This is a genomic window from Streptomyces sp. NPDC093094, assembly GCF_044754345.1.
GTDB lineage: Bacteria > Actinomycetota > Actinomycetes > Streptomycetales > Streptomycetaceae > Streptomyces.
Genome location: NZ_JBIVOX010000021.1, coordinates 72,100 through 96,192 on the forward strand (window position 1 = coordinate 72,100; position 24,093 = coordinate 96,192).

Genomic DNA, 24,093 nt, shown 5'->3' on the forward strand with positions numbered 1-24,093 from the left:
GCCCGGGGGCGGCGGGACCCGCACGGCACGGCTTGTCGCCGCCGAGCCGGAGCCACCTGCGTGCGGTGGTGTCAGCGGCATCTCGTAGGCTCCCGGCCATGAACGACGGAGAATCCGGCAGACGGGTCATAGACGGGCGCTTCGAGCTGGAGGCGCGGCTCGGTGGCGGCGGCATGGGCATGGTGTGGCGGGCCCGCGATCTGGTCCTGGACCGGGCCGTGGCGCTCAAGGAGGTACGGCCGCCCGATCCGGGTCTCGCCGAGTACGACCCGCAGGGCGCGGCGATGCTCCGGGCGCGGGTGCTGCGCGAGGCGCGGGCGCTCGCCCGTGTGGACCACCCCAACGTGGTGACCATCCACCACGTGGTGGACGGCGGGGAGCACACCTACCCGTGGCTCGTCATGGAGCTGGTGACCGGCGGATCTCTCCAGGACCGGCTCGCGAAGGGGCCGTTGACGCCCGTCGAGGCCGCCCGCATCGGCCGCGAGGTGCTGGCCGCGCTCCGCGCCGCGCACGACGTCGGCATCCAGCACCGCGACGTGAAGCCCGCCAACGTCCTGATGCGGCCCGACCAGCGCCCCGTCCTCACCGACTTCGGCATCGCGGCCATCAGGGAGTCGACCGCCCTGACCGCGACCGGGTCCGTCATCGGCACGCCGGACTTCATGGCGCCCGAGCGCATCTCCGGCAACGAGGGCGGTCCGGGCTCCGACCTGTGGTCGCTGGCGATGATGCTGTACGTCGCCGTCGAGGGACATCACCCGCTGCGCAGGGCGACCACCCTCGCGACGCTCGCCGCCCTCCTCAGCGAGGAGCTTCCGCCGCCCGTGCGGTCCGGTCCGCTGACCGGCTTCCTGACCGCCATGCTCGTCAAGGACCCGGCCGCCCGGCCGGACGCGGCGGGCGCCGACCGGATGCTCGCGGAAGCGGCCGAGGGCCGGGACCCGGTCCCGGGTGCCCGGGGCCCCTCGGACGGAGCCGCCGGGACCACCTCGTACCGGCTGACGCCTCCGGCGGGGCCGACGGGCATGCCCTCCGCCCCGGCCACGCCCTTCCCCCCGGCCGCGCCGGCCGGTTTCGGTCCGCCTCCGGCCGGCTTCGGGCCGCCCGCCCCGCACCACGGCGCACCCGGTCCCGTCGCACCGCCGACCCCCTATCCGGCGGGCCCCACCCGGCCGACGACGCCACGGCCGCGCGGACGCGCCGGGACCCGGGTCACGATCGCCTCGTCCGTCGTGGGGACCGTCCTGGTGGGAGTCCTGGTGTGGTCCCTGCTGCCGGACGGAGGCGCCAAGGACCGTGACACGGCGGCCGACGCGCCCGGACCGACCTCGACGGGTCCGGCGGACCCGACCCCGAAGTCGCCCACCGCGTCCCGTCCGGCGTCGTCGGTGCCCCAGATCGACACGAAGGCCGGTCTGCTCACGCCCGACGGCATCCGTACGGCCGTGAAGGAGATCAAGGCCGCGACCGGCACGGACCGCGCGTGCGACTTCACCGTCTATCCGGACTACGTGTCCGCGGAGATCATGGTGAAGGGCAGCAACACCAAGTACGACAGCTACACCTACCGCCCGGGCACGGGTGTCGAGAAGGGCATCATCAGCAGCTCGATCATCGGCGGTGACCGCCCGTTCGACCTGGACGACGTCGACTGGGACGTCCTGCCGCCCCTGCTGGAGCGGGCGGACAGGGACCTGAACGTGAAGAAGCCGACGCTGCGTTACGTCATCGTCGAGCCCGCCGACGACACGTTCGGCGACCCGATGGCACTGGCCGTCCACCTCTCCGACGAGTACGGCGGCGGCTATCTGCGAGCCAACCTGAAGGGCAAGGTCACCGACGTGTATCCGGCCGAGGACTGACGACCGGCTGCCGGGCCCGGCGCGGCGGCGCCTTCCCGCCGGCCGCGGGAGATCGGGTGCGCGTGGTGGGCCGGGAGACGGCGACAGCCGCGTGCAGCCGGTTCGGGCAGCACGTGGCCGCGGTGACGTCCTGGCGGTCGTCGGCCGGCCGCTCCTACGTCCTCGCGGCGGGCAGCCGTGCCGTCACCGGCCTGGTGGTCACCGGGGACGTGAGCGCGTCCCGTCCCGGCCGCACGCCGGCGGTGCGCGCGCCCGGCGACGCGGCGGCACGGGTGACGGCCCGGCTCGCGACGGGCGGGCCCCTCGCGGGCATCGGCCGCTGACTCACCGGTGTGCCCGCCGCCTCCGGGGCCACGGGGCGTCCTGGTGCCGAGCACGGCCGCGGACCACGGCGCGGTGCGCGGTGAGTCCGTCCGCCGGGGCGCGGGCCGGCACCGCGAGGGTTCCTGCCGTCGGCGCCGCCCCGCACGTGGACGGTGCCGGTGACGCCTTGCTCGCGGTCGAGGCCGAGGCCGTCGGGACCGGCCGACTCCGATGCGCGGACGATGCGGCAGGAGGACACGCATCGATTCGGCGGACGTTCCGCACCACGCCGCCGCATGAGCCGGGCCGCTCGGCCGTCGGCCGTGCGAGGGAGCGTGTGACACGGACGCGCATCCGTACCGCGCCCCGGCGGCGAACGGAACATGCAGCCCTGACCGGGCATGTCCGCTGCGGCGCGGAAGGCAGACGATGGACGTGGACCAGGACCGGACCACCGGCGCGGGCGTCACCACGGGCGCCCTCGCCCAGAAGCTCGGCATCTCCCCGGTCACCCTGCGTTCCTGGGACCGGCGCTACGGGCTGGGACCGGCCGAGCGGGTCGAGGGCAGGCACCGGCGCTGGACGGCCGAGGACGTCGAGATGGTGCACGAGATGTGCCGCCTGACCGCGGACGGCGTCCCTCCGGCCGAAGCGGCGCGTGCCGCGAAGGCGCACGCGGCGAAGGCACACGCGGCCGGGCGGGACCTGGCTCCGGCCTCGGCCTCCGATCCGGCCGCGGCGCCCGGGTCCGCCCGTCCGTCCGCCCCGTCCGTCCCCCCGGCCCTCGCGCCGTCCCTCGGCCCGGCGCACCGAAGAAGCGCCCGTTCCGTGGCGGACACACGCCGGCGCTGCCGGGGGCTCGCCCACGCGGCGGTACGGATGGACGCCGAGGCCGTGCACGGGCAGATCACGGCAGCCGTCGAGGCGTACGGCCTGACCGCCGCCTGGGAAGAGGTGCTGACCCCGGCGCTGCGGGCCGTCGGGCGCAAGTGGGAGTCGAGCGAGGACCGGTACGTGGAGGTCGAGCACCTCTTGTCCTGGCACATCTCCGTGGCGCTGCGCCACGCCTACGCCCGCGCCGCCGTGCACGGCGGACCCGCGGACACCCGTCCCGCCCTGCTGGCGTGCCTTCCCGGCGAGCAGCACACGCTGCCCCTGGAGGCGCTGACCGCCGTGCTGGCCGAGCGGGGCAGGCGTGTCCTCATGCTGGGCGGCTCCGTGCCTGCCGAGGCCCTCGAAGCCGCCGTGCGACGGGCCGGGCCCGTCTGCGTGGCGCTGTGGTCCCAGTCGCGAGCCACCGCCGACCTTCCGCTGGCCCGGCACATCGCGGCGAGCCGCTGGGGTGTCCACGGCGCCCGCACCCGCAGTCACGTCCTGCTGTGCGGGCCGGGGTGGGGACTGCGCGGCGCGCCGGAACTGCTGCGGCCGCGCGGCCTGGGCGAGGCGGTGAGGATGACGGCCGCCCTCGACCACCGCACCGCCGCCCCTCCCCCGCCATGGACGACGTACGGCGGGGAGTCTCCCTGATCCGGCCGGGCGGCCTCGGGGAGGTGCCCGGACCGGACGGGGCGATGGGTCCCGTCCCGCTGCGGGATGTGACCCATACGACAGCTGCCCCGCAGCCTTCCTGGACACCTGTCCATTTATTCTGGACACCTGTCCAAGAAAGGGAGGGCGATACCGCATGGAGACACTCGCAGGCGTGCTGGTCGGACTGGTGGCGGCTCTGCACGCGTACATCCTGGTTCTGGAGATGTTCCTGTGGCGGAAGAAGCAGGGGAGGGCGCTGCACGGGTTCGACGCGGAGACGGCGCGGGCGACTGCGCCGCTGGCCGCCAACCAGGGGCTCTACAACGGGTTCCTGGCGGCCGGGCTGGTGTGGGGACTGGTGGCCGACGATCCGACGGGGTTCCGGGCTCAGGTCTTCTTCCTGTGCTGCGTGGTCGTCGCGGGCGTCTTCGGCGCGGCGACGGCGAACCGCAGGATCCTGCCGGTCCAGGCGCTGCCCGGCGCGCTCGCCCTGGCCGCGGTCCTCGCGGCACACTGAGCCGCGTGACAGATGATCAGCATCACGGCGGTACCGGTTCCCGGCCCGCGCCCGAGGACCCACGGGCCGCCCGGACCCGGGCCCGCCTGCGCGCGGCCCTGCTGCAGGAGTGCGCCGAGCGGCCGCTGGAACAGGTCGGCGTGGCCGCGCTGGTGCGCCGGGCGGGGGTCGGCCGGGCCACCTTCTACGTCCACTACCCCGACTTGGAGGCGCTGGCGGTCGACGCCTGCGCCGACGTCGTGCACGAGGCGGTGGAGGCGCTGCACGCCTGGCAGGGACGACCGGACCCGGTGCACGCCCCGCCCGCGCTGGCCGCGTTCTTCGCCGGTCTCGTGCCGCACGCCGCGCTGTACCGGGCGCTTCTGCTGCCCGGCGGAGGCGGCCCGCTGGGCCGGGTGCTCCACCGTGACCTGCGGGCCTACAGCCTTCGCGAGCGCGAGCGTGCGGGCGCCCCGGACGCGGCTCTCGTCGCCTCCGCGGTGACCGCCACGTTCGCCGGGGTGCTGGCCGACTGGCTGCACGGTCTCCTCGATGCCTCGCCCGAGGAGGTCGCCGACCAGATCTGGCAGTTGCTGTCCGCCCTCCACCGGAGCCGGTGAGCCGTCCCCCGGCCCCTCACCCGAGCACCGTCCGCGCCGAGGCCAGCGCGCGCTTCAGGGAACGGCGTTCGGCTTCGAGCTCGTCCGAGTGGGCGCGGATGTACTGCCGCTGGACCCGGGTCTCGGCCGCGTGCCAGGTCCGGGCGACGCGAAGACTGCCCCGGCAGCCGATGTCCGTGAGGGCGACGGAGATCTCCGTCCCGGTGACGGTGTGGCGCTCCCGCCCGAAGCGCTTGTCGTCGAAGAGCCGGAGCGGATCCTCGTAGACGAAGCCGCTCTTCTTCATACAGGCCGACCAGCGGCGGAACACGCCCCGCACCGCGGGGTCCTTCGTCGCCTCGGCGAAGGAGCGGCCGTACAGCTCGGACACCAGGGGCGAGGTCCCGTAGGTGACGGTCCCCAGCCGGCGGCGCGCTTCGCTGAAGCAGCCCCCTTCGGGGATCCTCCGGCCGTGGTACGAGCCGCCGCGGACCTCCGCCCCGGCGGCCGCCAGTGCCTCGGGCGGAAGGCCGGTGCCGCCGAGGACGACCTCCTCGTCGGGTGACAGACGGGGGCGTGTGTCGGCGGCGTGCAGCGCGAGGTCGTAGCGCTGCTGCTGGGCGGCGTCCGGCTGGAAACCGCGGGTGGCCGCGAGCCGGGCGTCGTGGATCCCGTAGCGCCAGTCCATGCTGTTGCGCGGTCCCACGACAGGGAGTTCGTCAGGTGCCCGCCACTCGACGGCGAACCTTTTCATGCAGGACCGGACGAGAACGGTCTCGGCGCGCACGAGGGTGTGCCGTTCGGCCTCGGTGGGCCGGTACGCCGACAGCGGCAGTGTCCAGCCGGAGGTGTCCGGGGCGTCGCGCGGAACGTCCGGCGGGGCGGCCCCGTCCCGCTCCGGGGAGCATGCCGTCACGACGAGTGCCGCGGTGGCTGCCGCCAGCACGACGGCCAGGAGCGGTCCGCTGCGGCGGCGCCGGGGCATGGGGTGGTCCTTCCGGTGGAACGGGGCGGGGCGGGAGAGGGGCGGGACATGCGGACCGCTCGCCCCGGACGGACGTGCGGACTGCCGGCCTCAGAGCCTGGTGCACCTGGCGAACTCGATCGAGCGGTTGTTGTTGCGGGTCGCTCCGAGGTTGTGGCCCGAGCGGGGCGAGTAGGTGTCGAACAGGCCCTGGGAGGCACCCGAGTAGCCCGCGTAGTAGTAGACGGTGGCGCAGTAGCCGTCGTACCAGTTGTAGGCGGAGGCGGAGTTGTTCGCGACCTGCTGGCCCTTGCCGTCGCTGGAGCCGCCGCAGAACAGCAGCGGCCGGGAACCGTAGCCCGTGGGTTCCGACTTCAGGTCCCAGATGTTCGCGCCGATGTTGACCCAGGCGCCGCCGTAGTTCTGCCGGTAGTAGAAGCGGAACCGGAAGTCGTCCGAGTGCTCGGCGCACTGCTCCGTCTGGCCGGAGGAGTTCGTGGCCTGCCACTGGTCGTACGCCCCGCCCGTGGTCGGGTCGCCCTCGGCGAGGGCGGGGGACGCGCCCGCCAGGACGGCCACGGCGGTGAGCGATGCGGCGGCGAGCCGGCGGATCCGGTGGCCGCGGCGCTGCGGGCGGTTGCTGTTCACGATGGTCTCCTCGCGCGGGACTGAACTGCGGTGGCTGAACCGCGATGGCTGGGGTGCGGCGGCCGAAGGCGACGGCCGGCGCCGGCCGGCCGACGGCGTGCCGACTCCAGGAACCCTAGGAGCCCGGACCCGTCCTCCTGGCGTCCCGCACGTCCCAGGGACGTCCCAGGATCCGGCCCGGAACGCGGGAGGAGCAGGAGAAACGGCTGGGACGGCCCGTGGCATTGAGCGCATGTTGGCGGCCCGTTGAGCGCCGGAGCGATCATGCGCTGCAAGGTACGAGTGGCCGGAGACGGGGAGAACGCGCCATGACGCACGACTGTGGCGGCACGGGGTGTCCGCGGACGGAGACGAATCCGTGGGACGACCTCAGAACCGAGATGAAACGGATCAAGGAGACGACGAGCCTGAGCTATGCGGCGCTGGCGCAGCGCACCCACTACAGCCGGTCCTCCTGGGAACGGTTCCTCAACGACAAGCAGGTGCCGACGAGGGTCGCGGTCGAACAGTTCGCGGCCGCCGCGCACCAGGACGCGCGGCCGCTGCTCGCGCGCTACGAACGCTGTGTCGCCCTCACCTGGACCGGGCACGGAACGCCGCAGCCGGCCGTCGGGGCCGGGCCGCACGGGCCCGTCCGGACCCGGACCGGCCGCCCGGGCCACCTCACCAGGGCCGACCTGCGGGCGTGGGCCCTGGTGTCCGCGGCCGCTGCGGCTCTCGGCAGTCTCCTCACCCTCGCCGTCGTACACCCGCACTGCACGGGCGGCCGGTGCGCCTCGGCCTGACGCCGACGGGAACGGGTCCAAAGACGTCTCCGCGGCGCAGAGATGTCTCAGTGGCCCTGCTCCGTCATGCGGTGCAGGGCCGCGAGGCACTCCTCGACGCGTGTGACGAGCCGGTGCCGCCGCCCGAGCTCCAGGCACGCCTCCCAGTTCGCCCGTGCCTCGGCCCGTTCGCCGAAGCGCTCATGGGCCTTCGCCACGGACAGCAGGCAGTCCGCGGTGCCGGAGTGGTCGTCCATCCGCTGCCGGATCCCCAGCGCCTCCGCGAGGGCGTCGAACGCCTCCTCGCGGCGGCCCAGGGCCGCCAGGCAGTCGCCGAGCCTGGTCAGACTGGTGGCGAGGAACACCCCTCGGCCCGACGCCCTGAGCAGTTCGGCCACGCGCCGATGGCCCTCGGCCGCCTGCGCGTACTCGCCGAGCATCTGACGGGCGTCGGCGAGACGGCTCAGCGAGAGCGCCTCGGCGCGCGGATCCGGTGTCTCACGGAACAGTTCCGTGTACAGCTCATGAGAACGCCGCGCGTGCAGGAGGGACTGCTCGGCGTCGCCGGCCACGCCGTGGGCCGCCGCCATGTTGCCGAGGATCGACGCCTGGGCCCGCAGGTCGCCGCGCTCGGTGAACATCGCCAGGGCGATGCGCAGATGCTCCAGGCTGGCCTCGCTGCGGTATGCCATGCCGTGGGCGACCGCGATCCGGCGGTGCAGCCACGCCTGCCCGAGACGGTCGTCATGGGCCCGGGCGATCTCCGTCGCCCGGGCCAGGCAGGCGTCCCACTCCCCCGTCCACCAGTGCGTGGTGGCGTACCCGAACAGGCCCACGGCGAGCCGCCAGGCGATGTCGGAGCGGCCCAGTTCCGCGGCCCGTTCCACGGCCTCCTGGACGGCGGGGAGTTCCTGCGCGGACCAGCGGATCGCCTCCGTGTCGTCAGCGAAGGCGGGCACTTCCCAGGGGACGGCGTCGCCGAGCGGCGGTGGTGACTGTGTCTCCCCGGTGGCGGTCCGGCAGGCGGCGGCCACGGCCGTCGCGTACCAGGCCAGCAGACGGGTGACGGCCTGCTCCCGTTCCGGTTCGGGCTCGTCGGCGGCGGCCAGCCGTACGGCGTACTCACCGAGCAGATCGTGCAGTGCGTAGCGGTCCGGTGCGGGGCTGTGGACGAGATGGGCGTCCGCCAGCAGGTCCAGGAGCGACGCGGCCTTCTCCGCGGTCACGTCGAACAGGGCGGCCGCCGACCGCGGCGTCACCGGGTGGGCCGCCCAGAGCCCGAGCAGCCGGAACGCGCGCGCCGCCTCGCGTTCCAGGGGCTCGGGGCTGTCGCGCATGGCCAGGTGGCTCACGGCGAACGTCCGCTCCACGTCCACGGACCCCATGGAGAGCGTCTCCAGGCGGCCCTGGTGGGGGGTGAGCCGGCCGGCGAGCAGCGCGAGGGGCCATGCGGGGCGGGAGGTCAGCCGTGCGCCCACGACGGTGAGGGCGAGGGGCAGTCCGCCGCAGGCGGCCAGGATCTCGTCCATCGCGGCCGGCTCGGCGAGGAGGCGTTTCTCCCCGCACAGGGCGGCCAGGAGCTCCCACTGCGACTCGGACGGCAGCGGGGTGAGCGGGACCCTCGCGGCGCCCGGCAGGTCGGGCAGGAGGTGACGGCTGGTGATCAGGGCCACGCTGGGCCCGCGGGTCGGCAGGAGCGGCGCCGCATGGGCCGCGTCGCGCGCGTTGTCGAGGAGCAGCAGGACACGGCGCTCGGCGAGTGCCTGCTGGAGGTGCAGGGCGCGGTCGTCGAGGTCGTCGGGCAGGGCGCCGTGGCGGATGCCCAGGTCGGACAGGAACCGGGGGATGAGGTCACCGGGCGGCCTCGGCCGGCCGGCGCAGTAGCCGCGCAGGTCGGCGTAGAGGATGCCGTCCGGGAACGCGGTGCGCATCCGGTGCGCGACGTGCACGGCCAGGGCGGTCTTGCCCACTCCCGCCATTCCCGCGACGACGACCGCTCTGACCTGGCGTTCGCCGTCGGCCCGGGCTCCGTCGGCTGCGGTGAGCAGGTCCGACACCCGCTTCACCTCGTCGGCCCGGCCGACGAACGACGGTGCGTCGCAGGGCACCTGGAAGGGCGGTGGCAGGTGGGGGTGGTGCGGAGCGGCTCCCGGTCCGTCGCCGGCGAGCAGGCTCTCGTAGGCCCGCCGGGCGTCGGCGCCGGGCGGCACTCCGAGTTCGTCCGACAGACTGCGGCGCAGTCCGTGGAAGACGTTGATCGCGTCGGCCCGGCGGCCCGACCGGTCCAGGGCCGTCATGAGCAGGACGTGGAACGGCTCCTGCAGCGGGTGTTCCGCCACCAGTGCCGTCAGGGGCCCGATCAGGGTCTCGCGCCGTCCGCGCCGGAGTTCGGCGTCGAAGTTCAGCTCCAGCATCTGGAGCCGCTCCTCGACGAGTTGGTGCACGCGGAGCATGGGCTCGTCCTGTTCCGCCAGCGGTGACACATCGGCGAGAGGCGTCCCGCGCCACAGCGACTGTGCGGCCACGCCGTCCCGGACGACCGCGTCCCAGTCCTGGCGCCGGTGGGCACGCCGCAGCTCGCGCAGCCGGGCCTCGAAGACGTCGGCGTCCAGCTCCCCCTCGTGCACGACGAGTTGGTAGCCGGGCGCCACGGTCAGCAGGCGTGCCTCGCCCTCCTCGGCGGTGGCCGCCAGTGCTCTGCGCAGCCGCGTGAGGTGGTTGGCGAGCGCGGCATCGGCACTCGCGGGTATGTCGTCGCCCCACAGTGCCGCCTTCAGAGCGTCCCTGGAGACGGTGCGGTTGGCCCGCAGCAGCAACACGGCGAGCAGCGCCCGGACCTTGGGACCGGACACCGGCCGCAGCCCGGTCCCGTCGTGCAGCAGAAGTGGGCCGAGCAGGCCGAACTTCACCACCGTGCCTCCCCCGAATCACAGTGGACGGGGCCGGGACGGTCCCGCCGAAGGCCCATCGTACGTCTCGGCACCGACAGACGATCACCGCCGCACGGTCCCGCGCACCCCTCCCCTTCCCCCGTCCCCGGGCCGCGTGTTCCCCCGTCCCCGGGCCGCGTGCGTGCCGCACGGCCTCCCGCCTCCCGCCTCCCGCCTCCCGCCTCCCGCCTCCCGCGGAGCCCTATCTGCCGTGCCGTGTCGGCCGCAGGGGCAGTTCGGCCCAGACCGTCTTGCCGTCCTCCCGGTAGCGCACGCCCCAGCTCTGCGCGAGCGTGGCGCAGATGTGCAGCCCGCGGCCGCCCTCGTCCGCCGCCTTGGCGTGCCGCAGATGCGGGGCGGCGAGCGTCGTGTCGTCGACCTCGCAGATCAGGGTCAGCTCGCCCCGGATCAGCCGGAGGGCGAAGGGCGGGGCGCCGTAGCGGACGGCGTTGGTGAGCAGTTCGCTGACCACGAGCTCGGCGATCCACGGATCGGTCACCGACTCCCATTCCCGCAGGCGTGATCCGGCCCGGCGTCTGACGGCGCCGACGGCCCGGGGCTCGGGCTGGACCTGCCACTCGGCCACGTCCTCCTCGGGCAGTCGCCGGGTCCGGGCGACGAGCAGCACCCGGTCGGGGGCCAGCAGCGCCTCCACGTCGTCCGCCAGTGCCTGCGGGTCGCGCCCGGGAGGACCGAGCACCGCCGCCAGAGCCGCGGTGGAGGGACCCTCCTCCGCGGCGCGTGCGGGGGAGGCCAGACAGAGGGTGCTGCCCTCGGCGAGGACGACGCCGGCGCTGGCGAAAGGCGGGCCCTCCTCCCCCAGCAGCGGCCCGGGAGGCAGGGGTTCCGTGTCCACCGAGCCGTCCGGGCGGACGATGACGAACAACGACCGGCCGGCCCGGGCCATGTCGAGCCGCCCGCTGACCGGGTCATGGACGACGAACGTGCAGTGGGCCGTCGGCTCGCCCATGCCCGCGGTGTCGCCCTGCTCACGGGCGAGCCTCAGCACCGTGGCGTTCAGCCGGGCCAGGAGCTCGTGCGGGTCGAGGTCCAGCGTGGTCAGGCTGTGGACCGCCGTCCGCAGGCGGCTCATCGTGGCGACCGCGCTCGGCCCCGGGTCCTCGACCAGTCCCACGACCAGCGCCACCCGGGCACCGGGCAGCGGCAGGGCGTCGAACCAGGACCCGGCGCCGCTGCCGCCGGGGCGGTGCCGCTGGGCGATCTCGGCGGCCCGCTGGGTCTCCCGCTCCTGGCGCGGCGGCCAGCTCTGCAGCGCCGCCATCACGATGTGCTCGCGGGTGAAGCGCAGCGCGTTCTCCAGGCTGATCGCGGTGCGCGTGGTGACACCGGCCGCGAGTTCCAGGTCCCCGGCGGTGAAGGGCTCGGCGCCGGGGAGGCGCCTGAAGGCGACCGCTCCGAAGACCTGGTCCCGCGCCGACAGGGGAGCGACCAGCAGCAGCCCCTCCCGGGCCGTGCCGTCCCCGCCGGGGCGCCCCGGCACCGGGACCGTGAGAACGGCGGGCGAGGTGGGCGGCTCCGGGCCGAACAGGCCCGGCAGCAGCACCGCGCCCACCGGCGGTGACGGCCACTCGGCATGGCTGCCGGCAGCCGCGGCACAGCGCAGCAGCATCGCCCCGTCGCGCGACGACAGTTCGGGGTCCGCTCCCCGGAGCACCGCGTCGGTGAGCGCCACCACGGCACTGTCCGCGAACCCCGGCACCATCACGTCGACCAGTTCGCGCGCCGTGCGCTCCACGTCCAGGGTGCTGCCGATCTCCTCCCGTGCCCTGTGCAGAAGGTCCAGCCGGGCCTGCGCACGCTCCCGCCGGGTCACGTCCACCGCCGTGACGACGAGCCCGAGTGTGCGGCCGGGTGCACTCCGCAGGCGGTACAGCGAGATCGAGAAGGCGTGCTCACGTCTCGGGTCGCCCGGCAGCCGGGCCCTCACCAGCATGTCGCGCACCGGCCTGCCGGTGGCCAGGACTCCGCGGAACACCTCCTCGTCGACGTGCACTCCCAGCGACGCGTACACGTCCGTCGCCGGGCGGCCGACGACGGCGTCCTCGGGGACACCGCGCATGCCGACGGCCACCGAGTTCACCCGCAGGACGCGCAGCTGCGGGTCGAGCACGTGCAGACCGACGTCCGCCTGGGTGAACACGGCGTCCAGGACGACATCGCCCAGCCCTGCCAGGCCGTCGTCGTCCTCGTCACCATGAGCCGGCATCGCCACCTGCCTGTGTCGACGTCAAGATCCACGCGCGTGCGGTCCGTCCCGCTGTGCGACACGGCCCGTCTGTGCCCCCGAGGGCGGTGCGGCCTCTCCTCGTCGTACGCCCTCGGCGGTCCGGGCGGCTGCCAGCAGTCTGGCCGCGCGGCGCGCGGGCCGCCCGTCCTGCCGTACGAACGGGTGACGCGACGGCGGCGCGGCACCCGGCCGGTCCCCGGGTTCCCCGGACCGGAACCCGGAATGCGGCTTTCGCCCACAAGCCGTTAACTGGGCGCACAACCGTGATCCGAGGGACCGGAGGACACCATGGCCACCCTGACCGTCTGGAAGTTCGACACGCCCGAGGGCGCCCAGTCCGTCGAGAGCAGTCTGCTGGAGCTCCAGAAACAGGAGCTGATCCAGATCGTGGACGCGGCCGTGGTCAGCTGGGCGCAGGGCGAGACCAAGCCGAGGACGAAGCAGCTGCGCAACCTGACGGGTGTGGGTGCGCTGTCGGGCACCTTCTGGGGCATGCTCTTCGGCCTCATCTTCTTCGTGCCGCTGCTGGGCGCCGCGGTGGGTGCGGCGGCGGGCGCGCTGGGCGGCAAGCTCTCCGACGTCGGCATCGACGACGACTTCATCAAGGCGGTCAAGTCGGAGGTCACTCCGGGGACGTCGGCGCTGTTCCTGCTGTCGGACCACGCCGTGGTCGACCGCGTGAAACAGGCGCTTCCGACGGGACACGCCGAGCTGATCCGCTCCAACCTGGACAGCGACCAGGAGGCCAAGCTGCGCGAGGTCTTCGCGGAGTGAGGCCGCGCGGGCAGGGCCCGGACCGCCTCGCCCCGGGCCCGCGGCCCCCGGGCGCTCCGGATCCTGCCGCCGGTCCCGGACGGGCCCGGGCCGGACGCCGTGGTCAGCGTTGCCGGTGTCTCACAGCTCCGTCACGAGCAGGCGGTAACCGACGTCGACGGTCCGGCGCGTGAGCAGGCCGGCGTGACGCGTGTGCCAGCGGCCGGTGCCGAGGTCCTCCGCGAGCCGGTTCAGCCCCGGCGCGAGGACCTCTTCACCGGTCTGGGCCAGCAGGGAGATCCCCGCCCGCACCTGCGGGTCGAGATAGGCGTGCGGGCGGCGCCAGTACGCGGCGGCGAGGCCGTCGACGCAGTCGTGGGGGATCGGGACGGGTTCCTGGCGGCCCCCTCCGAGCAGGTCGAGCAGCCGGCCGGGAGGGACGGCCCGGGTGTCGTCGAACGCGGCCGCCTCGGGCAGATAGTCGCGTACGAGCCAGAACCGCTCGCGAAAGACGTGCTGGTCCCAGGTCAGGACGACGACGCGGCGACGGGCGACCCGGCGCAGCTCCGCGACACCGGCCGCCAGGTCCGTCCAGTGGTGGACGGTCAGGAGCGCCATGCAGGCGTCGGCGGCGTCGTCGCGCAGCGGGAGCCGTTCCGCGACGCCCTGCACCGCCGGCGCCGCTCCCGGCTGACGCTGGCCGATCATGACCCGGCTGGGTTCGACCGCGAGGACCGTCCCCCGCGGCTCGTACGAACCGCTGCCCGCTCCGACGTCGACCACGTCGGCGGCGTCCCCGAGTGCGGCATGGATCTGCGCGGCGATCCGCGGATCGGGCCGCCGCGTCCGGCTGTACGTCGTGCCGATCCTGTCGTAGACGGCCATGGCAGCCAGTATGCGGCGGTTTCCTTCGGGTGCCGCCGGTTCGGATCAGGCCCGTGTCGCGGGGTCCGGTACGCCCGTCACGGCGGCCCCTGGGCGTCCCGGCGGCGGTCGCGGGTCTCGGGGAGCCGCCGGAAGCCGGCCGACCTGTAGGTGGCGACGGCGCCGGTGTTCGCGCTGGGGGTGGCGACGACCGCGCTCGACGAGCCCATCCCCCGGAGGGCGGCCGCCGCGGCGAGGGTGATCGCCGTGCCGTGGCCGAGACCGCGGTGCTCCCGGTGGACACCCATCGGCTCCAGCAGTCCCGGTCTGCCCGGACCGGCCGACCACACCGTGACCGCCGCCACCGCGCGGTCCTCGCCGTCGTACGCGACGAGGCACCGGGCGTCGGCGTACGGCAGCCCGGCCGCCATCGCGTGCCAGCGCTCGTCCGTGAACGTCGATCTGTCGAACGCCGCCCGCTGCACGGCGGTCCGCACCTGCGCCCGGTCCGGTCCGGCCACCTCGATGCGCAGGCCCGGGTCCTCCACCGGCCGCGTGAGGTCACGGCGCAGCGGCGTCCACGGCTCGTCGTCGTCCCAGCCCTGCCCGGACAGCACCTCCTGGACCAGCACGTCCCCGGGCGCCTCGATGTACACGGTGCCCTCCCCCAGCACACCGCGCTCCGGCGCGTTCACGTCCTCGGCCAGCCGCCGTGCCAGCTCCGCGTCCTGCCGGGCGTCCGGCGCGATCGTCAGCCGCAGCAGCTCCCGGCCGTCCAGCAGGCCGACGGCGAGGGTCCGTCCCTCCCGGCTCCAGGTCCGCACCGCCGCGGCCGTCGCCTCCGCGCCGTGCCGCCAGAACCACCCCAGGTCCCCCGGATGCAGGTGCACCGGCGTCCCGTCGTCCTGCCACTCCCCCAGCACCCGCACGACCCCGCCCAACCCGTCGACTCCCGGCCTGCTCAACACGATCGCCATGGTGGGATCCCACACCACGGCACCGACGGCCCGCACCTGCTTTCCGGCACGAAGCGGCCGCTCCGGCAACCACCCCTGAAAGCAAGGGCGTCGGCATGCCGGACGGAGCGCGTCCACGCACCGACGGGCTTCGGCCCCACCGCACCGGGATCCCTGCCCGCGGCGGGGCACCCGGGCCGCCTCGGGTGGAAGAATCGTCTGCCGGGACCGGGGCGCCGCGGTGGCCCGGCCCCTGGCATTCCCCTGCTCCTTGACGCCGGAACGGACCGAAAGGAAGCGTGAGCATGATCGAGTGGACTCCCCTGGGCAACGGGGCCCGGCCGGTTCCACGTCCCGTGGCCACACCTCTGGTATGGGCCATGGCCTTCGGCGGCGCACTCCTGCTGGTGGCCTTCCTCAACACCACCGTGGGCACGGACCGTCCCGTGCCCGCCCTGGCCTCGCTCTCCCTGCTCGCCGCCCTGCTGGGTTCCCGCGCCCGGTTCGCCGCGGCTCCCGGAACAGCCGTGCTGTGCTGGCTGTTCCTCAACGGCTTCGCCATCCCGCCCGCGGGCGTCCTGAGCTGGATGGGCCACCGGGACACCCTCTGGCTGGCCTGTCTGCTCTCCGCCGCGCTCGTGGGAACCGCGCTGGCCCGCATCGCCCACGCCCGGGCCGCATACCGCCGCATCACCGCGTCCGCGGCACCGGATGCCGACGAACCCCGGTCGCCCTGACCGGAGCGGCCCGGGCCCCGGGGGGGGGGGGGGGGGGGGGGGGGCCCCCCCCCCGGGGGGGGGGGGGGGGGGGGGCGGGGGGCGCCCCCCCCCCCCGCCGGGGGGGGGCCCGCGCCCCCCCCCCCCCCCCCCCCCCCCCCCGCCCCCCCCCCCCCCCCCCCCCCCCCCCGCCCCCCCCCCCCCGCCCGCCCCCGCCCCGGGGGGGGGCGCGCCCCCCCCCCCCCCCCCCCCCCCGGGGCCGTGTCGTCGCGGGCTACTTGCCCGCTCCCTGGGCGAACCCGTTGTAGATGTAGCGCTGGAGGAAGAGGAACACCACCAGCGTGGGGACGATCACCAGGATGGCGCCGGCGGAGATCGCCTCCCAGTTCGCTCCGAACGGTCCCTTGAACCGGAACAACGCCGTCGACATCGTGCCCAGTTCCTCGGAGGGCATGTAGAGGAAGGGGATGTAGAAGTCGTTGTACGTGGTGACGCCCTTGATGATGACCACTGTGGCGATGGCGGGCTTGAGCATCGGGAAAATGATCTTGCGGTAGACGGTGAAGGCGTTGGCGCCGTCGAGCCGCGCCGCCTCGTCGACCGAGATCGGGATACCCCGGATGAACTGCAGGAAGATGTAGATGGACACGATGTCGGTGCCCATGTAGAGCAGGATCGGCGCCCAGCGGGTGTCGTACAGCCCGAAGCCGTTGACGACCTGGAAGGTGGCGACCTGCGTGGTCACGGCCGGCACCAGCGTGGCGATCAGGAACAGCGCCATGACCAGCTTCTTGAACCGGAAGTCGAACCGGTCGATCGCGTACGCCGTCATCGAGCCGATGACCACCGTGCCCGTGATCGAGAACAGCAGGATGAAGGCCGTGTTCCCGAACGCCGACAGCATGTCGCCGTCGTTGAACGCGGTCGCGTAGTTGGAGAAGTTCAGCCAGTCGTCCGGCAGGTCCAGGGCGTTGTTGCTGTCCGCCACCTCCTTGGACGACTTCAGCGAGGTCAGGAGGACGACGGTGAGCGGGACCAGCGTCACGAGGCTCGCCACGATCAGGACCAGGTAGGTCAGCGCGGTGGCGACGCCGATGCGACGGCGGGGCCGGCGCCGGGTGGGAGCGGTGACGGTCATACGAGGTCCACCCTCTCGTCGGGCACAAGACGGCGCTGGATCCAGGTGATCAGCAGGATGACCGCCAGGAGCACCACTGCGCAGGCCGAGGCCAGGCCGGTCTTGTTGAACTGGAATGCGAACTTCACGGTCTGGATGACGAAGGTGGAGGTGCCGGTCGCACCGCCGGTCATGATGTAGGGGATCTCGAACACCGACAGGGAGCCGGAGATCGCCAGGATGACGCTGAGGCTCAGGACCGGCCGGATGCCCGGGGCGATGATGTGGCGGAACTGCTTCCACCTGCTGGCGCCGTCGAGCTGGGCGGCCTCGTAGAGCTCACCGGGGATCGACTGGATGGCGCCGAGGAAGAGCACGAAGTTCAGTCCGGTGAACCGCCACACGGAGACGCCCGCCAGCGACGTGTTCGCCGATTCGGGATCGCCCAGCCAGGCGTGGTCGGTGTTCATGCCGAACCAGGAGAGGATCGAGTCGAGCGTGCCGCCGTCCTGGAAGAAGTAGAGGAAGACGAAGCCGATCGCGACCCCGTTGATCAGGTACGGGAAGAAGAGGATGCCCTTGAAGACGTTCCGGAAGCGCAGGTCGAAGCTGAGAACCGTGGCGAAGTAGAGGGCGATGACGATCTGGACGACCGACGCCGCCAGATAGTAGAGGCTCACCGCGAAGACGCGCAGCATCTCCGGCCGGGTGAAGACTTCGGTGTAGTTCTCCCCGCCGACGAAATCACGGTCGGGGCTGACCCCGTCCCAGTCGGTGAAGCTGTAGTAGAGCATGTTGCCCACGGGCACATAGGTGAACGTCACCAGGAGTGCGAGCGGCACCGCGAGGAACAGCCACGGGGTCAGCCGGCGCAGCGTTCGCTCACGCCGGGGGCGTCCGTCCGCGGTCCCGCGGCCGGCGCGGTGTTTCGCCGGCCGCACGTCCTGCGGGGCCCTTGAGGGCGGTGAGGTGGTGGAGTCGGTTCGGGGCATGTGAGGGCCAGGACCTTTCATCGTCCGCTGAGCGCTGTGGCGCCGGGGCCCGGCCGTGGTGGTGACGGCACAGCCGGGCCCCGTGCGCGCGCGGGGTTCAGGAGCCGGCGCTCTGCCTGGCTTCGCTCCAGCGCTTGTTCAGTTCGCCGAAGTAGTCCTCGAGGGAGCCGCTCTGGGCGCCGCGGGCGATGTCGACAAGCTTCTGGCGGTAGTCCTGCTTGTTGAGACCGATCTCCGAGGCGTTGTCGATCGCGTTCACCTCGGCGGTCTTCTTCTCAGAACGTTCCACCATTCTGACATCGTTGTCAACGTACTCCTGGAGCGTCTCGGGCATCGGGTCGGCCTTCAGCGGGGAGACGGCGCCCTGCGTGGCGGCGTATCCGGACTTGTCGGTGAACCAGTCGATCCAGGCGCGGGCGGCGTCCTTGTGGTCCGAGTGGATGTTGACGGCCTGCTGGTAGTCGGAGACCAGGGTCGAGCAGAACTGTCCGCCGGACTGGGCGGGGAACGGCATGAAGCCGATGTCCTCGGGGTTCTCCCCGGCCTTCTCGGCCGCGGTGCGCATCTGCTTGACCGACCAGGAACCGAGCAGCATGCTGCCGATCTCGCCCTTGGCCAGGAGCGTCTTGGACTTCTCCCAGTTGGTGGTGGCCGGGTCCTTCTCCGACAGCTTGCCGCTGACGATGTCGTACAGCAGGCCGTCGATGACGCTGAGGTCGGAGCCCTCGGCCCAGGGGCTGTCCGTCTCGGCGAGCTTGTCGGATGCCTGGCTGTCGCAGCTCACCGAGCCGACGCCGTTGGTCCACTGGTCGCTGAGCGGCCAGCCGTCCTTGAAGTTCGTGTAGTACGGCGTCGCACCGGTCTTCGCCTTGACCGCCTTCAGGCCGGCCAGGAACTCGTCCGGGGACGTCGGCCAGTCGGTGACGCCGGCCTTCTTCCACAGGGCCTTGTTGTAGACGATGCCGTTGGCGGTGCCGAAGGAGGCGACGCCGTAGATCTTGCCGTCGACGTTCGTCCTGTCGGTGAACAGGTACTTCTCGCGCATCGACGCCGCGCTGCCGAGGGGGGCGAAGAACTTCGGGTAGTCACCCTTGGCGACCGCGCCCGGGATGAGCAGGACGTCACCGTAGTCGTCGGTGTTCATCCGGATCTTGGTCTCGCCCTCGTAGTCGGTCATGCCCTCGAACTTGACCTCGACCTTGGGGTAGATCTTGTTGAACTCGGCCGCGTACTTCTTCATCGTGCCGTCGTCCACAAGGTCGGTACGGTTGGTGAGAACCGTGATGTCACCTGTGACACTGGCCGGGTTCAGCGGCGCGGTCGCCGTCTCGCCCGCGTTCGGCGTCCCTCCGCCGCCGCACCCCGCGACGGTCAGCGCGGTGGTGACCAGCAGCGCGACGCTCAGTGTTCTCTTCCCCATGTGCCCCACTCCTCCATCGGATCACGGCTCGGGCTCCAGCAGTTGTCGGGGACTATGCCAGCCCATTGATGAACCGGTAAAGCTTCTCGCCTGTCCGCGATACTTAATCGTTACATGCACTTCATGGAGTTTGCGCGATACACGCCATCTGAACTGGGACTTCTCTGAGTGCGCCACTGCGACTCAGGACTAGACCGGTTCATGTCCAGCGCGTTAGGTTGAGGCGCGTCGTCACTCACGACGTCAGATCCGTCCTGCCAAGAGGAGCCGCAGATGAAGGAAGTCGTCCAGCTCACCGAGGGGTGGAGCCTGGGGCACGACGGGAGCGCGCTGCCCGCCCGGGTACCCGGTTGTGTGCACACCGACCTGCTCGCCGCGGGAGTGATCAAGGACCCGTACCTCGGTCTCAACGAGAACGAGGTGGCCTGGGTGGGCCGCCGGTCGTGGACGTACAGCCGTTCCGTCGACGCCGGCGAGACCGCCACGGAGCTCCATGAACGCACGGATCTGGTGTTCGAGGGTCTGGACACCGCCGCGACCGTCACACTGGACGGGCGGGAGCTGGGCCGCAGCCGCAACATGCATCGTGCGTACCGCTTCGACGTCACGGGACGCCACGGCGGGCTCCACGTCGAGTTCACCTCCGCCTACGACGAGGCGGACTTCGTGCGCACGATGATCGGCGAGCGGCCCAATGTCTATCCGGAGCCCTTCCAGTACATCCGCAAGATGGCGTGCAGCTTCGGCTGGGACTGGGGGCCGACCCTGGTGACGGCCGGGATCTGGCGTCCGGTCCGGCTGGAACGCTGGTCCACCGCCCGGCTCGCGGAGGTCCGTCCCCTGGTGACGGTCGACGGCGGCACGGGCCGGGTGGAGGTGCGTGTCGACGTCGAGCGCACCGAGCAGGGCGCGGACCACCGCCTCGAGGTGCTCGCGTCGGTCGGCGGCGTACAGACGCGGGGAGCGGTGGAGGGGACGCGGGCCGTCCTGACGCTGGAGGTCCCCGGCCCCGGCCTGTGGTGGCCGCGCGGCTACGGCGAGCAGCCGCTGTACGACCTGGAGGTCACGCTCGTGGACACCGGTGACGGCACCGGGGCCCGGCCGCTCGACTCCTGGCACCGCCGCGTGGGCTTCCGCACCGTCGAGCTCGACCGGTCGGCCGACGAGGCCGGCACCGGCTTCACCCTCGTCGTCAACGGCGTACGGATCTTCACGCGCGGCGTGAACTGGATCCCCGACGACGTCTTCCCCTCCCGGATCACCCCCGAGCGCTACCGGGCGCGGCTCGCCCAGGCCGTCGAGGCCAACGTCGACCTGGTGCGGGTGTGGGGCGGCGGCATCTACGAGGACCACGCCTTCTACGACGCCTGCGACGAGCTCGGCCTCATGGTCTGGCAGGACTTCCTCTTCGCCTGCGCCGCCTACCCGGAGGAGCAGCCGCTGCGCGGCGAGGTGGAGGCAGAGGCGCGCGACAACGTTGTCCGACTGATGCCGCACCCGTCCCTCGTGCTGTGGAACGGCAACAACGAGAACCTCTGGGGCTTCCGGGACTGGGACTGGGAGCCCGCCCTGAACGGCGACTCCTGGGGAGAGGGCTACTACCTCGGGGTGCTGCCGCGGATCGTCGCGGAGCTCGACCCGACCCGCCCCTACGCCGCAGGCAGCCCCTGGTCCGGGTCCTGGGACCACCACCCCAACGACCCCGCCCACGGCACCCACCACTCCTGGGAGGTGTGGAACCGGCAGGACTACGCCGAGTACCGGGCCAGTGTGCCCCGCTTCGTCGCCGAGTTCGGCTGGCAGGCGCCCCCCGCCCTGGCCACGCTCCGGCGGGCGCTGCCCGGGGAGCGGCTGGCCCCGGACTCGCCGGGCATGCTGCACCACCAGAAGGCGGAGGACGGCAACGGCAAGCTGAACCGCGGAGTGGCCCGCCACTTCCGGCTGCCCGAGAACGACTTCGACCGCTGGCACTACCTCACCCAGCTCGTCCAGGCTCGGGCCGTCGCGGCCGGCGTCGAACACTGGCGCTCGCACTGGCCGACGTGCGCGGGGACCGTCGTATGGCAGCTGAACGACTGCTGGCCGGTCACCTCCTGGGCCGCGGTCGACGGCGACGGCCGGCTCAAGCCCCTCCACCACGAGCTGCGCCGCGTCTACGCCGACCGCCTGCTGACCCTTCAGCCCGGCCCCGGCGGACCGGCCCTCGCCGTGATCAACCAGGCGGCCGAGCCCTGGCGGGCGACGGTGACCCTGCGCCGCGTGCAGGCGGACGGCACCGTGCTCGCGGAGCAGATCATCGACCGGACCGTCGAGCCGCGCTCGGTGCACCGGCTCACGGTCTCGCCCGAACTGGTGCCGGACGCCGCGTCCGCGAAGGAGTTCCTGATCGCGGACGAGGGCTCGCTGCGCGCGCCGTACTTCCCCGTCACCGACGAGGAGTTCGCCTACCCCGCCCCCGAGTACGACGTGACGGTGGCGTCCTCGGCCGACGCGGGTGAGGGTAGTCTCGATGTCGTGGTGACAGCACACACACTCGTACGGGACCTGCTTCTGCAGCCCGACCGCCTCGGGCCCCACGCCGTCTGCGACACCGGACTGCGCACGCTCCTGCCCGGGGAACAGGTCCGGCTGACGGTCCGCGGTGCCACCGAGACCGGTGCGAACGCCGTACGCGCGGCCCTGTTCTGCGTGGTGCCGGCGTGAGCGCTCCCGCCGAGCGCGTCACCATCAAGGACGTCGCGGCCGCCGCAGGGGTGTCCAAGGGCGCGGTGTCGCTGGCGTTCAACCACAAGCCGGGCGTGTCCGAGGCCACCCGCGAGCGGATCTTCGCGGTGGCCCGGCAGCTGGGCTGGGCCCCCAACTCCTCCGCGCGCAGCCTGTCCCGGCAGGCGGTGGACACCATCGGGCTGGCCATCTGCCGGCCGGCCCGGCTGCTCGGCCTGGAGCCGTTCTACATGGAGTTCATCTCCGGCATCGAGAGCGTGCTCGCCGAGCGGGACTGCTCGCTGCTGCTGCGGCTCGTCGGCACGCTGGAGGAGGAGATCCAGCTTCAGGAGCGCTGGTGGAGGGAGCGCCAGGTCGGCGGCTCGATCCTGGTCGACCTGCGCGAGAACGATCCCCGTGTCGGCCCCCTGCGCGCGCTGGGACTGCCCGCCGTGGCCGTCGGACACCCCAGCCTGACGGGCGGGTTCCCCTCGGTGTGGACCGACGACGCCGTCGCCGTGGGCGAGGCGGTCCGCTACCTCGCCGCCCTGGGGCACCGGCGCATCGCCCGGGTGGGCGGGCCGAGCGGCCTCGGGCACAGCGCGATCCGGGCGGATGCCTTCCGGCGGACCATGAGCGACCTGGGCCTGGACGGCGGACGGCACATCGAGACGGACTTCTCCGGGGAGGAGGGGGCCCGTGCCACACGCTCCCTGCTGCTCTCCGCCGACCGGCCCACCGCCGTCCTGTACGACAACGACATCATGGCCGTCGCGGGCCTGGGCGTGGCCACCGAGATGGGCGTCACCGTGCCCGACGAGCTGTCCCTGCTGGCCTGGGACGACTCACAGCTGTGCCGTCTGACCCACCCGACGCTCTCCGCCATGAGCCACGACGTCCACACCTTCGGGGCCCAGGTCGCGCAGACCCTGTTCCAGGTGATCGCAGGCCACGACATGGTGTCCCAGCCGGTCGCCACGCCCCGGCTCGTCCCCCGCGCCTCCACCGCACCACCCCGCCCGTAGCGGCGGGACGACCACGGCCGAGGGGCCACGGCGGGAATGCCGTGGCCCCTCGGCCGTGAGGTGCGGCCCCGGCGGACTCGACGGCTGCCGGGCGCCGGGTCCGCCGTGCCCTCTTCGCCCGCGGCCGCTCCCCTGCCGTACGGGAGGGTCGGCGGGCCGGCCGCGGTCCCTCATCGAGCGGCGACCGGGGCGCCGCCGTCGAGCACATGCCGTCGGGCGGCGGCGGCGGCGCCGACCAGACCGGCGTCCCTCGCCAGCGCCGCGGGCCGCACGGCCACGTGCCGGGCGAAGTCGAGGACGGCGAAGCTGCGCAGATGACGCCGCAGGGGTGTGAAGAGGATGTCTCCGGCCTGGGCGACCCCTCCGCCGATCACCGCCACCTCGATCTCCAGCAGGGTGGCACTGCCCGCGATGGCCGCGGCCAGGGCGCGGGCGGACCGGTCGAAGGCGGCGAGGGCACGTTCGTCACCGGCAGCCGCCGCCACGGCCACGGCTGCCGCGGTCGCCTCCTGTCCCCGCGGTGGTGTCCAGCCGGTCCGCACCGCGTGGCGTGCGATGGCGGTTCCGCTGGCGTACCCCTCGACACATCCCCGTGCACCGCAGGCGCAGGGCGGTCCGTCCATGTCCACCGAGATGTGCCCGATGTGCCCGGCGTTGCCGGAGGGACCGGGGTGCAGCTCGCCGTCCAGGACGTAGCCGCCTCCCACGCCGGTCGAGACCACCATGCACAGCGCGTTGCGGACACCCCGGGCGGCACCGCGCCAGTGTTCCGCGGCCGCCATCGCCACGGCGTCCCCCAGCAGGACCGGCTCGGTCCCCTCGGGCACCAGCGGATGCGCGCGCACACTCTCGACCAGCGGGAACGACCGCCATGCGGGGATGTTCACCGGGCTCACGGTGCCCCTCCCCGTGTCCACGGGGCCGGCGCTGGCGATGCCGATCCCGCGGACGGCGGCCCAGGACGGATGAGCCGCGAGCGTGTCGATCACCGCGTCGACGGTGCCGGTCAGGCGCGATGTGGACTCACGGGCCGGTGTGGGCAGCTCGGTCCGCTCCCGGATCCCGCCCGAGTCGTCGATCAGCGCTCCCGCGATCTTTGTGCCGCCGATGTCGATTGCTGCATACACCTGTGTGCTCATTTCTGTGTTCGGCGTCTGGGAGCCGTCACCGGCCGCGGAGGCCCGGGTGCGACGACTCGAT

The 24,093-nt window shown here is 73.2% G+C and carries 20 protein-coding genes; 10 read left to right on the top strand and 10 right to left on the bottom strand.

Features of this window, described 5'->3' with window-relative positions; translation table 11 throughout:
• The first annotated feature begins 98 nt into the window (after positions 1-98).
• The 5 genes from ACIQGV_RS33020 (at position 99) to ACIQGV_RS33040 (ending at position 4,814) form a co-directional block, all read left to right on the top strand.
• Positions 99-1,865 (top strand): serine/threonine-protein kinase, encoded by a 1,767-nt coding sequence (locus tag ACIQGV_RS33020; protein ID WP_402501256.1) that lies wholly within the window; start codon positions 99-101, stop codon positions 1,863-1,865.
• 56 nt (positions 1,866-1,921) lie between these two features.
• Positions 1,922-2,188 (top strand): hypothetical protein, encoded by a 267-nt coding sequence (locus ACIQGV_RS33025; protein ID WP_402501258.1) that lies wholly within the window; start codon positions 1,922-1,924, stop codon positions 2,186-2,188.
• Positions 2,189-2,597: 409 nt separating this feature from the next.
• Entirely contained in the window at positions 2,598-3,695 is a 1,098-nt protein-coding gene (locus ACIQGV_RS33030) for a MerR family transcriptional regulator (RefSeq protein WP_402501261.1), read from the top strand.
• Between the two features lie 157 nt (positions 3,696-3,852).
• On the top strand, positions 3,853-4,215 hold the full coding sequence (locus ACIQGV_RS33035) for a DUF1304 domain-containing protein (RefSeq protein ID WP_402501263.1): 363 nt from the start codon (positions 3,853-3,855) through the stop codon (positions 4,213-4,215).
• Positions 4,216-4,220: 5 nt separating this feature from the next.
• Positions 4,221-4,814: a TetR/AcrR family transcriptional regulator gene (locus tag ACIQGV_RS33040; RefSeq protein ID WP_402501265.1), complete on the top strand. Its 594-nt coding sequence runs from the start codon at positions 4,221-4,223 to the stop codon at positions 4,812-4,814.
• A 16-nt stretch (positions 4,815-4,830) separates the two neighbouring features.
• Here ACIQGV_RS33040 and ACIQGV_RS33045 read toward each other — a convergent pair whose 3' ends face one another.
• Complete coding sequence (locus tag ACIQGV_RS33045; RefSeq protein WP_402501267.1) at positions 4,831-5,778, bottom strand: hypothetical protein; 948 nt, start codon at positions 5,776-5,778, stop codon at positions 4,831-4,833.
• A gap of 90 nt (positions 5,779-5,868) precedes the next feature.
• The gene (locus tag ACIQGV_RS33050) at positions 5,869-6,405 is read right to left on the bottom strand and encodes a hypothetical protein (RefSeq protein ID WP_402501270.1); all 537 of its coding nucleotides are present in this window, start codon (positions 6,403-6,405) and stop codon (positions 5,869-5,871) included.
• Between the two features lie 308 nt (positions 6,406-6,713).
• Between ACIQGV_RS33050 and ACIQGV_RS33055 the strand changes: the two genes are divergently transcribed.
• Positions 6,714-7,190, top strand: a complete 477-nt coding sequence (locus ACIQGV_RS33055) for a helix-turn-helix domain-containing protein (protein WP_402501273.1) — start codon at positions 6,714-6,716, stop codon at positions 7,188-7,190.
• A 47-nt stretch (positions 7,191-7,237) separates the two neighbouring features.
• Here the strand turns inward: ACIQGV_RS33055 and ACIQGV_RS33060 are convergent, their stop codons facing one another.
• Positions 7,238-10,081, bottom strand: coding sequence for a BTAD domain-containing putative transcriptional regulator (locus ACIQGV_RS33060; protein ID WP_402501276.1), 2,844 nt, complete (start codon positions 10,079-10,081; stop codon positions 7,238-7,240).
• Between the two features lie 220 nt (positions 10,082-10,301).
• Positions 10,302-12,326: a SpoIIE family protein phosphatase gene (locus ACIQGV_RS33065; protein ID WP_402501279.1), complete on the bottom strand. Its 2,025-nt coding sequence runs from the start codon at positions 12,324-12,326 to the stop codon at positions 10,302-10,304.
• A 309-nt stretch (positions 12,327-12,635) separates the two neighbouring features.
• Between ACIQGV_RS33065 and ACIQGV_RS33070 the strand changes: the two genes are divergently transcribed.
• Positions 12,636-13,121 (top strand): DUF1269 domain-containing protein, encoded by a 486-nt coding sequence (locus tag ACIQGV_RS33070; RefSeq protein WP_402501282.1) that lies wholly within the window; start codon positions 12,636-12,638, stop codon positions 13,119-13,121.
• A 120-nt stretch (positions 13,122-13,241) separates the two neighbouring features.
• Here ACIQGV_RS33070 and ACIQGV_RS33075 read toward each other — a convergent pair whose 3' ends face one another.
• Both ACIQGV_RS33075 and ACIQGV_RS33080 read right to left on the bottom strand, forming a co-directional pair.
• A complete protein-coding gene (locus tag ACIQGV_RS33075; protein ID WP_402501284.1) occupies positions 13,242-13,985 on the bottom strand; it encodes a class I SAM-dependent methyltransferase in 744 nt (247 codons plus the stop codon).
• Between the two features lie 77 nt (positions 13,986-14,062).
• The gene (locus tag ACIQGV_RS33080) at positions 14,063-14,941 is read right to left on the bottom strand and encodes a GNAT family N-acetyltransferase (RefSeq protein WP_402501286.1); all 879 of its coding nucleotides are present in this window, start codon (positions 14,939-14,941) and stop codon (positions 14,063-14,065) included.
• 284 nt (positions 14,942-15,225) lie between these two features.
• Here ACIQGV_RS33080 and ACIQGV_RS33085 point away from each other — a divergent pair, with 284 nt between their 5' ends.
• Complete coding sequence (locus tag ACIQGV_RS33085) at positions 15,226-15,657, top strand: hypothetical protein (RefSeq protein WP_402501288.1); 432 nt, start codon at positions 15,226-15,228, stop codon at positions 15,655-15,657.
• A gap of 253 nt (positions 15,658-15,910) precedes the next feature.
• On the opposite strand, the gene ACIQGV_RS33090 is transcribed toward ACIQGV_RS33085, so the two are convergent.
• The 3 genes from ACIQGV_RS33090 to ACIQGV_RS33100 all read right to left on the bottom strand — a co-directional run bounded on the left by ACIQGV_RS33090 (position 15,911) and on the right by ACIQGV_RS33100 (position 19,165).
• Complete coding sequence (locus ACIQGV_RS33090; protein WP_402501291.1) at positions 15,911-16,774, bottom strand: carbohydrate ABC transporter permease; 864 nt, start codon at positions 16,772-16,774, stop codon at positions 15,911-15,913.
• The gene (locus tag ACIQGV_RS33095; RefSeq protein ID WP_402501294.1) at positions 16,771-17,745 is read right to left on the bottom strand and encodes a carbohydrate ABC transporter permease; all 975 of its coding nucleotides are present in this window, start codon (positions 17,743-17,745) and stop codon (positions 16,771-16,773) included. The genes ACIQGV_RS33090 and ACIQGV_RS33095 overlap by 4 nt, the downstream gene beginning before the upstream one ends.
• Before the next feature lie 97 nt (positions 17,746-17,842).
• Positions 17,843-19,165, bottom strand: a complete 1,323-nt coding sequence (locus ACIQGV_RS33100) for an ABC transporter substrate-binding protein (protein WP_402501297.1) — start codon at positions 19,163-19,165, stop codon at positions 17,843-17,845.
• A gap of 273 nt (positions 19,166-19,438) precedes the next feature.
• On the opposite strand from ACIQGV_RS33100, the gene ACIQGV_RS33105 reads away from it, so the two are divergent.
• Together ACIQGV_RS33105 and ACIQGV_RS33110 are read left to right on the top strand one after the other, a co-directional pair.
• A complete protein-coding gene (locus ACIQGV_RS33105; RefSeq protein ID WP_402501300.1) occupies positions 19,439-21,868 on the top strand; it encodes a glycoside hydrolase family 2 protein in 2,430 nt (809 codons plus the stop codon).
• Positions 21,865-22,893 (top strand): LacI family DNA-binding transcriptional regulator, encoded by a 1,029-nt coding sequence (locus ACIQGV_RS33110; RefSeq protein WP_402501303.1) that lies wholly within the window; start codon positions 21,865-21,867, stop codon positions 22,891-22,893. Before ACIQGV_RS33105 ends, ACIQGV_RS33110 begins: the two co-directional genes overlap by 4 nt.
• Positions 22,894-23,063: 170 nt before the next feature.
• On the opposite strand, the gene ACIQGV_RS33115 is transcribed toward ACIQGV_RS33110, so the two are convergent.
• Positions 23,064-24,032 (bottom strand): ROK family protein, encoded by a 969-nt coding sequence (locus ACIQGV_RS33115; protein WP_402501306.1) that lies wholly within the window; start codon positions 24,030-24,032, stop codon positions 23,064-23,066.
• Positions 24,033-24,093: the final 61 nt, after the last annotated feature.

Coding starts and splice junctions, on each gene's coding strand:
- ACIQGV_RS33020 (WP_402501256.1), top strand. CDS start 99: ATGAACGACGGAGAATCCGGCAGACGGGTCATAGACGGGCGCTTCGAG.
- ACIQGV_RS33030 (WP_402501261.1), top strand. CDS start 2,598: ATGGACGTGGACCAGGACCGGACCACCGGCGCGGGCGTCACCACGGGC.
- ACIQGV_RS33035 (WP_402501263.1), top strand. CDS start 3,853: ATGGAGACACTCGCAGGCGTGCTGGTCGGACTGGTGGCGGCTCTGCAC.
- ACIQGV_RS33045 (WP_402501267.1), bottom strand. CDS start 5,778: ATGCCCCGGCGCCGCCGCAGCGGACCGCTCCTGGCCGTCGTGCTGGCG.
- ACIQGV_RS33055 (WP_402501273.1), top strand. CDS start 6,714: ATGACGCACGACTGTGGCGGCACGGGGTGTCCGCGGACGGAGACGAAT.
- ACIQGV_RS33065 (WP_402501279.1), bottom strand. CDS start 12,326: ATGCCGGCTCATGGTGACGAGGACGACGACGGCCTGGCAGGGCTGGGC.
- ACIQGV_RS33070 (WP_402501282.1), top strand. CDS start 12,636: ATGGCCACCCTGACCGTCTGGAAGTTCGACACGCCCGAGGGCGCCCAG.
- ACIQGV_RS33075 (WP_402501284.1), bottom strand. CDS start 13,985: ATGGCCGTCTACGACAGGATCGGCACGACGTACAGCCGGACGCGGCGG.
- ACIQGV_RS33080 (WP_402501286.1), bottom strand. CDS start 14,941: ATGGCGATCGTGTTGAGCAGGCCGGGAGTCGACGGGTTGGGCGGGGTC.
- ACIQGV_RS33085 (WP_402501288.1), top strand. CDS start 15,226: ATGATCGAGTGGACTCCCCTGGGCAACGGGGCCCGGCCGGTTCCACGT.
- ACIQGV_RS33090 (WP_402501291.1), bottom strand. CDS start 16,774: ATGACCGTCACCGCTCCCACCCGGCGCCGGCCCCGCCGTCGCATCGGC.
- ACIQGV_RS33095 (WP_402501294.1), bottom strand. CDS start 17,745: ATGCCCCGAACCGACTCCACCACCTCACCGCCCTCAAGGGCCCCGCAG.
- ACIQGV_RS33100 (WP_402501297.1), bottom strand. CDS start 19,165: ATGGGGAAGAGAACACTGAGCGTCGCGCTGCTGGTCACCACCGCGCTG.
- ACIQGV_RS33105 (WP_402501300.1), top strand. CDS start 19,439: ATGAAGGAAGTCGTCCAGCTCACCGAGGGGTGGAGCCTGGGGCACGAC.
- ACIQGV_RS33115 (WP_402501306.1), bottom strand. CDS start 24,032: ATGAGCACACAGGTGTATGCAGCAATCGACATCGGCGGCACAAAGATC.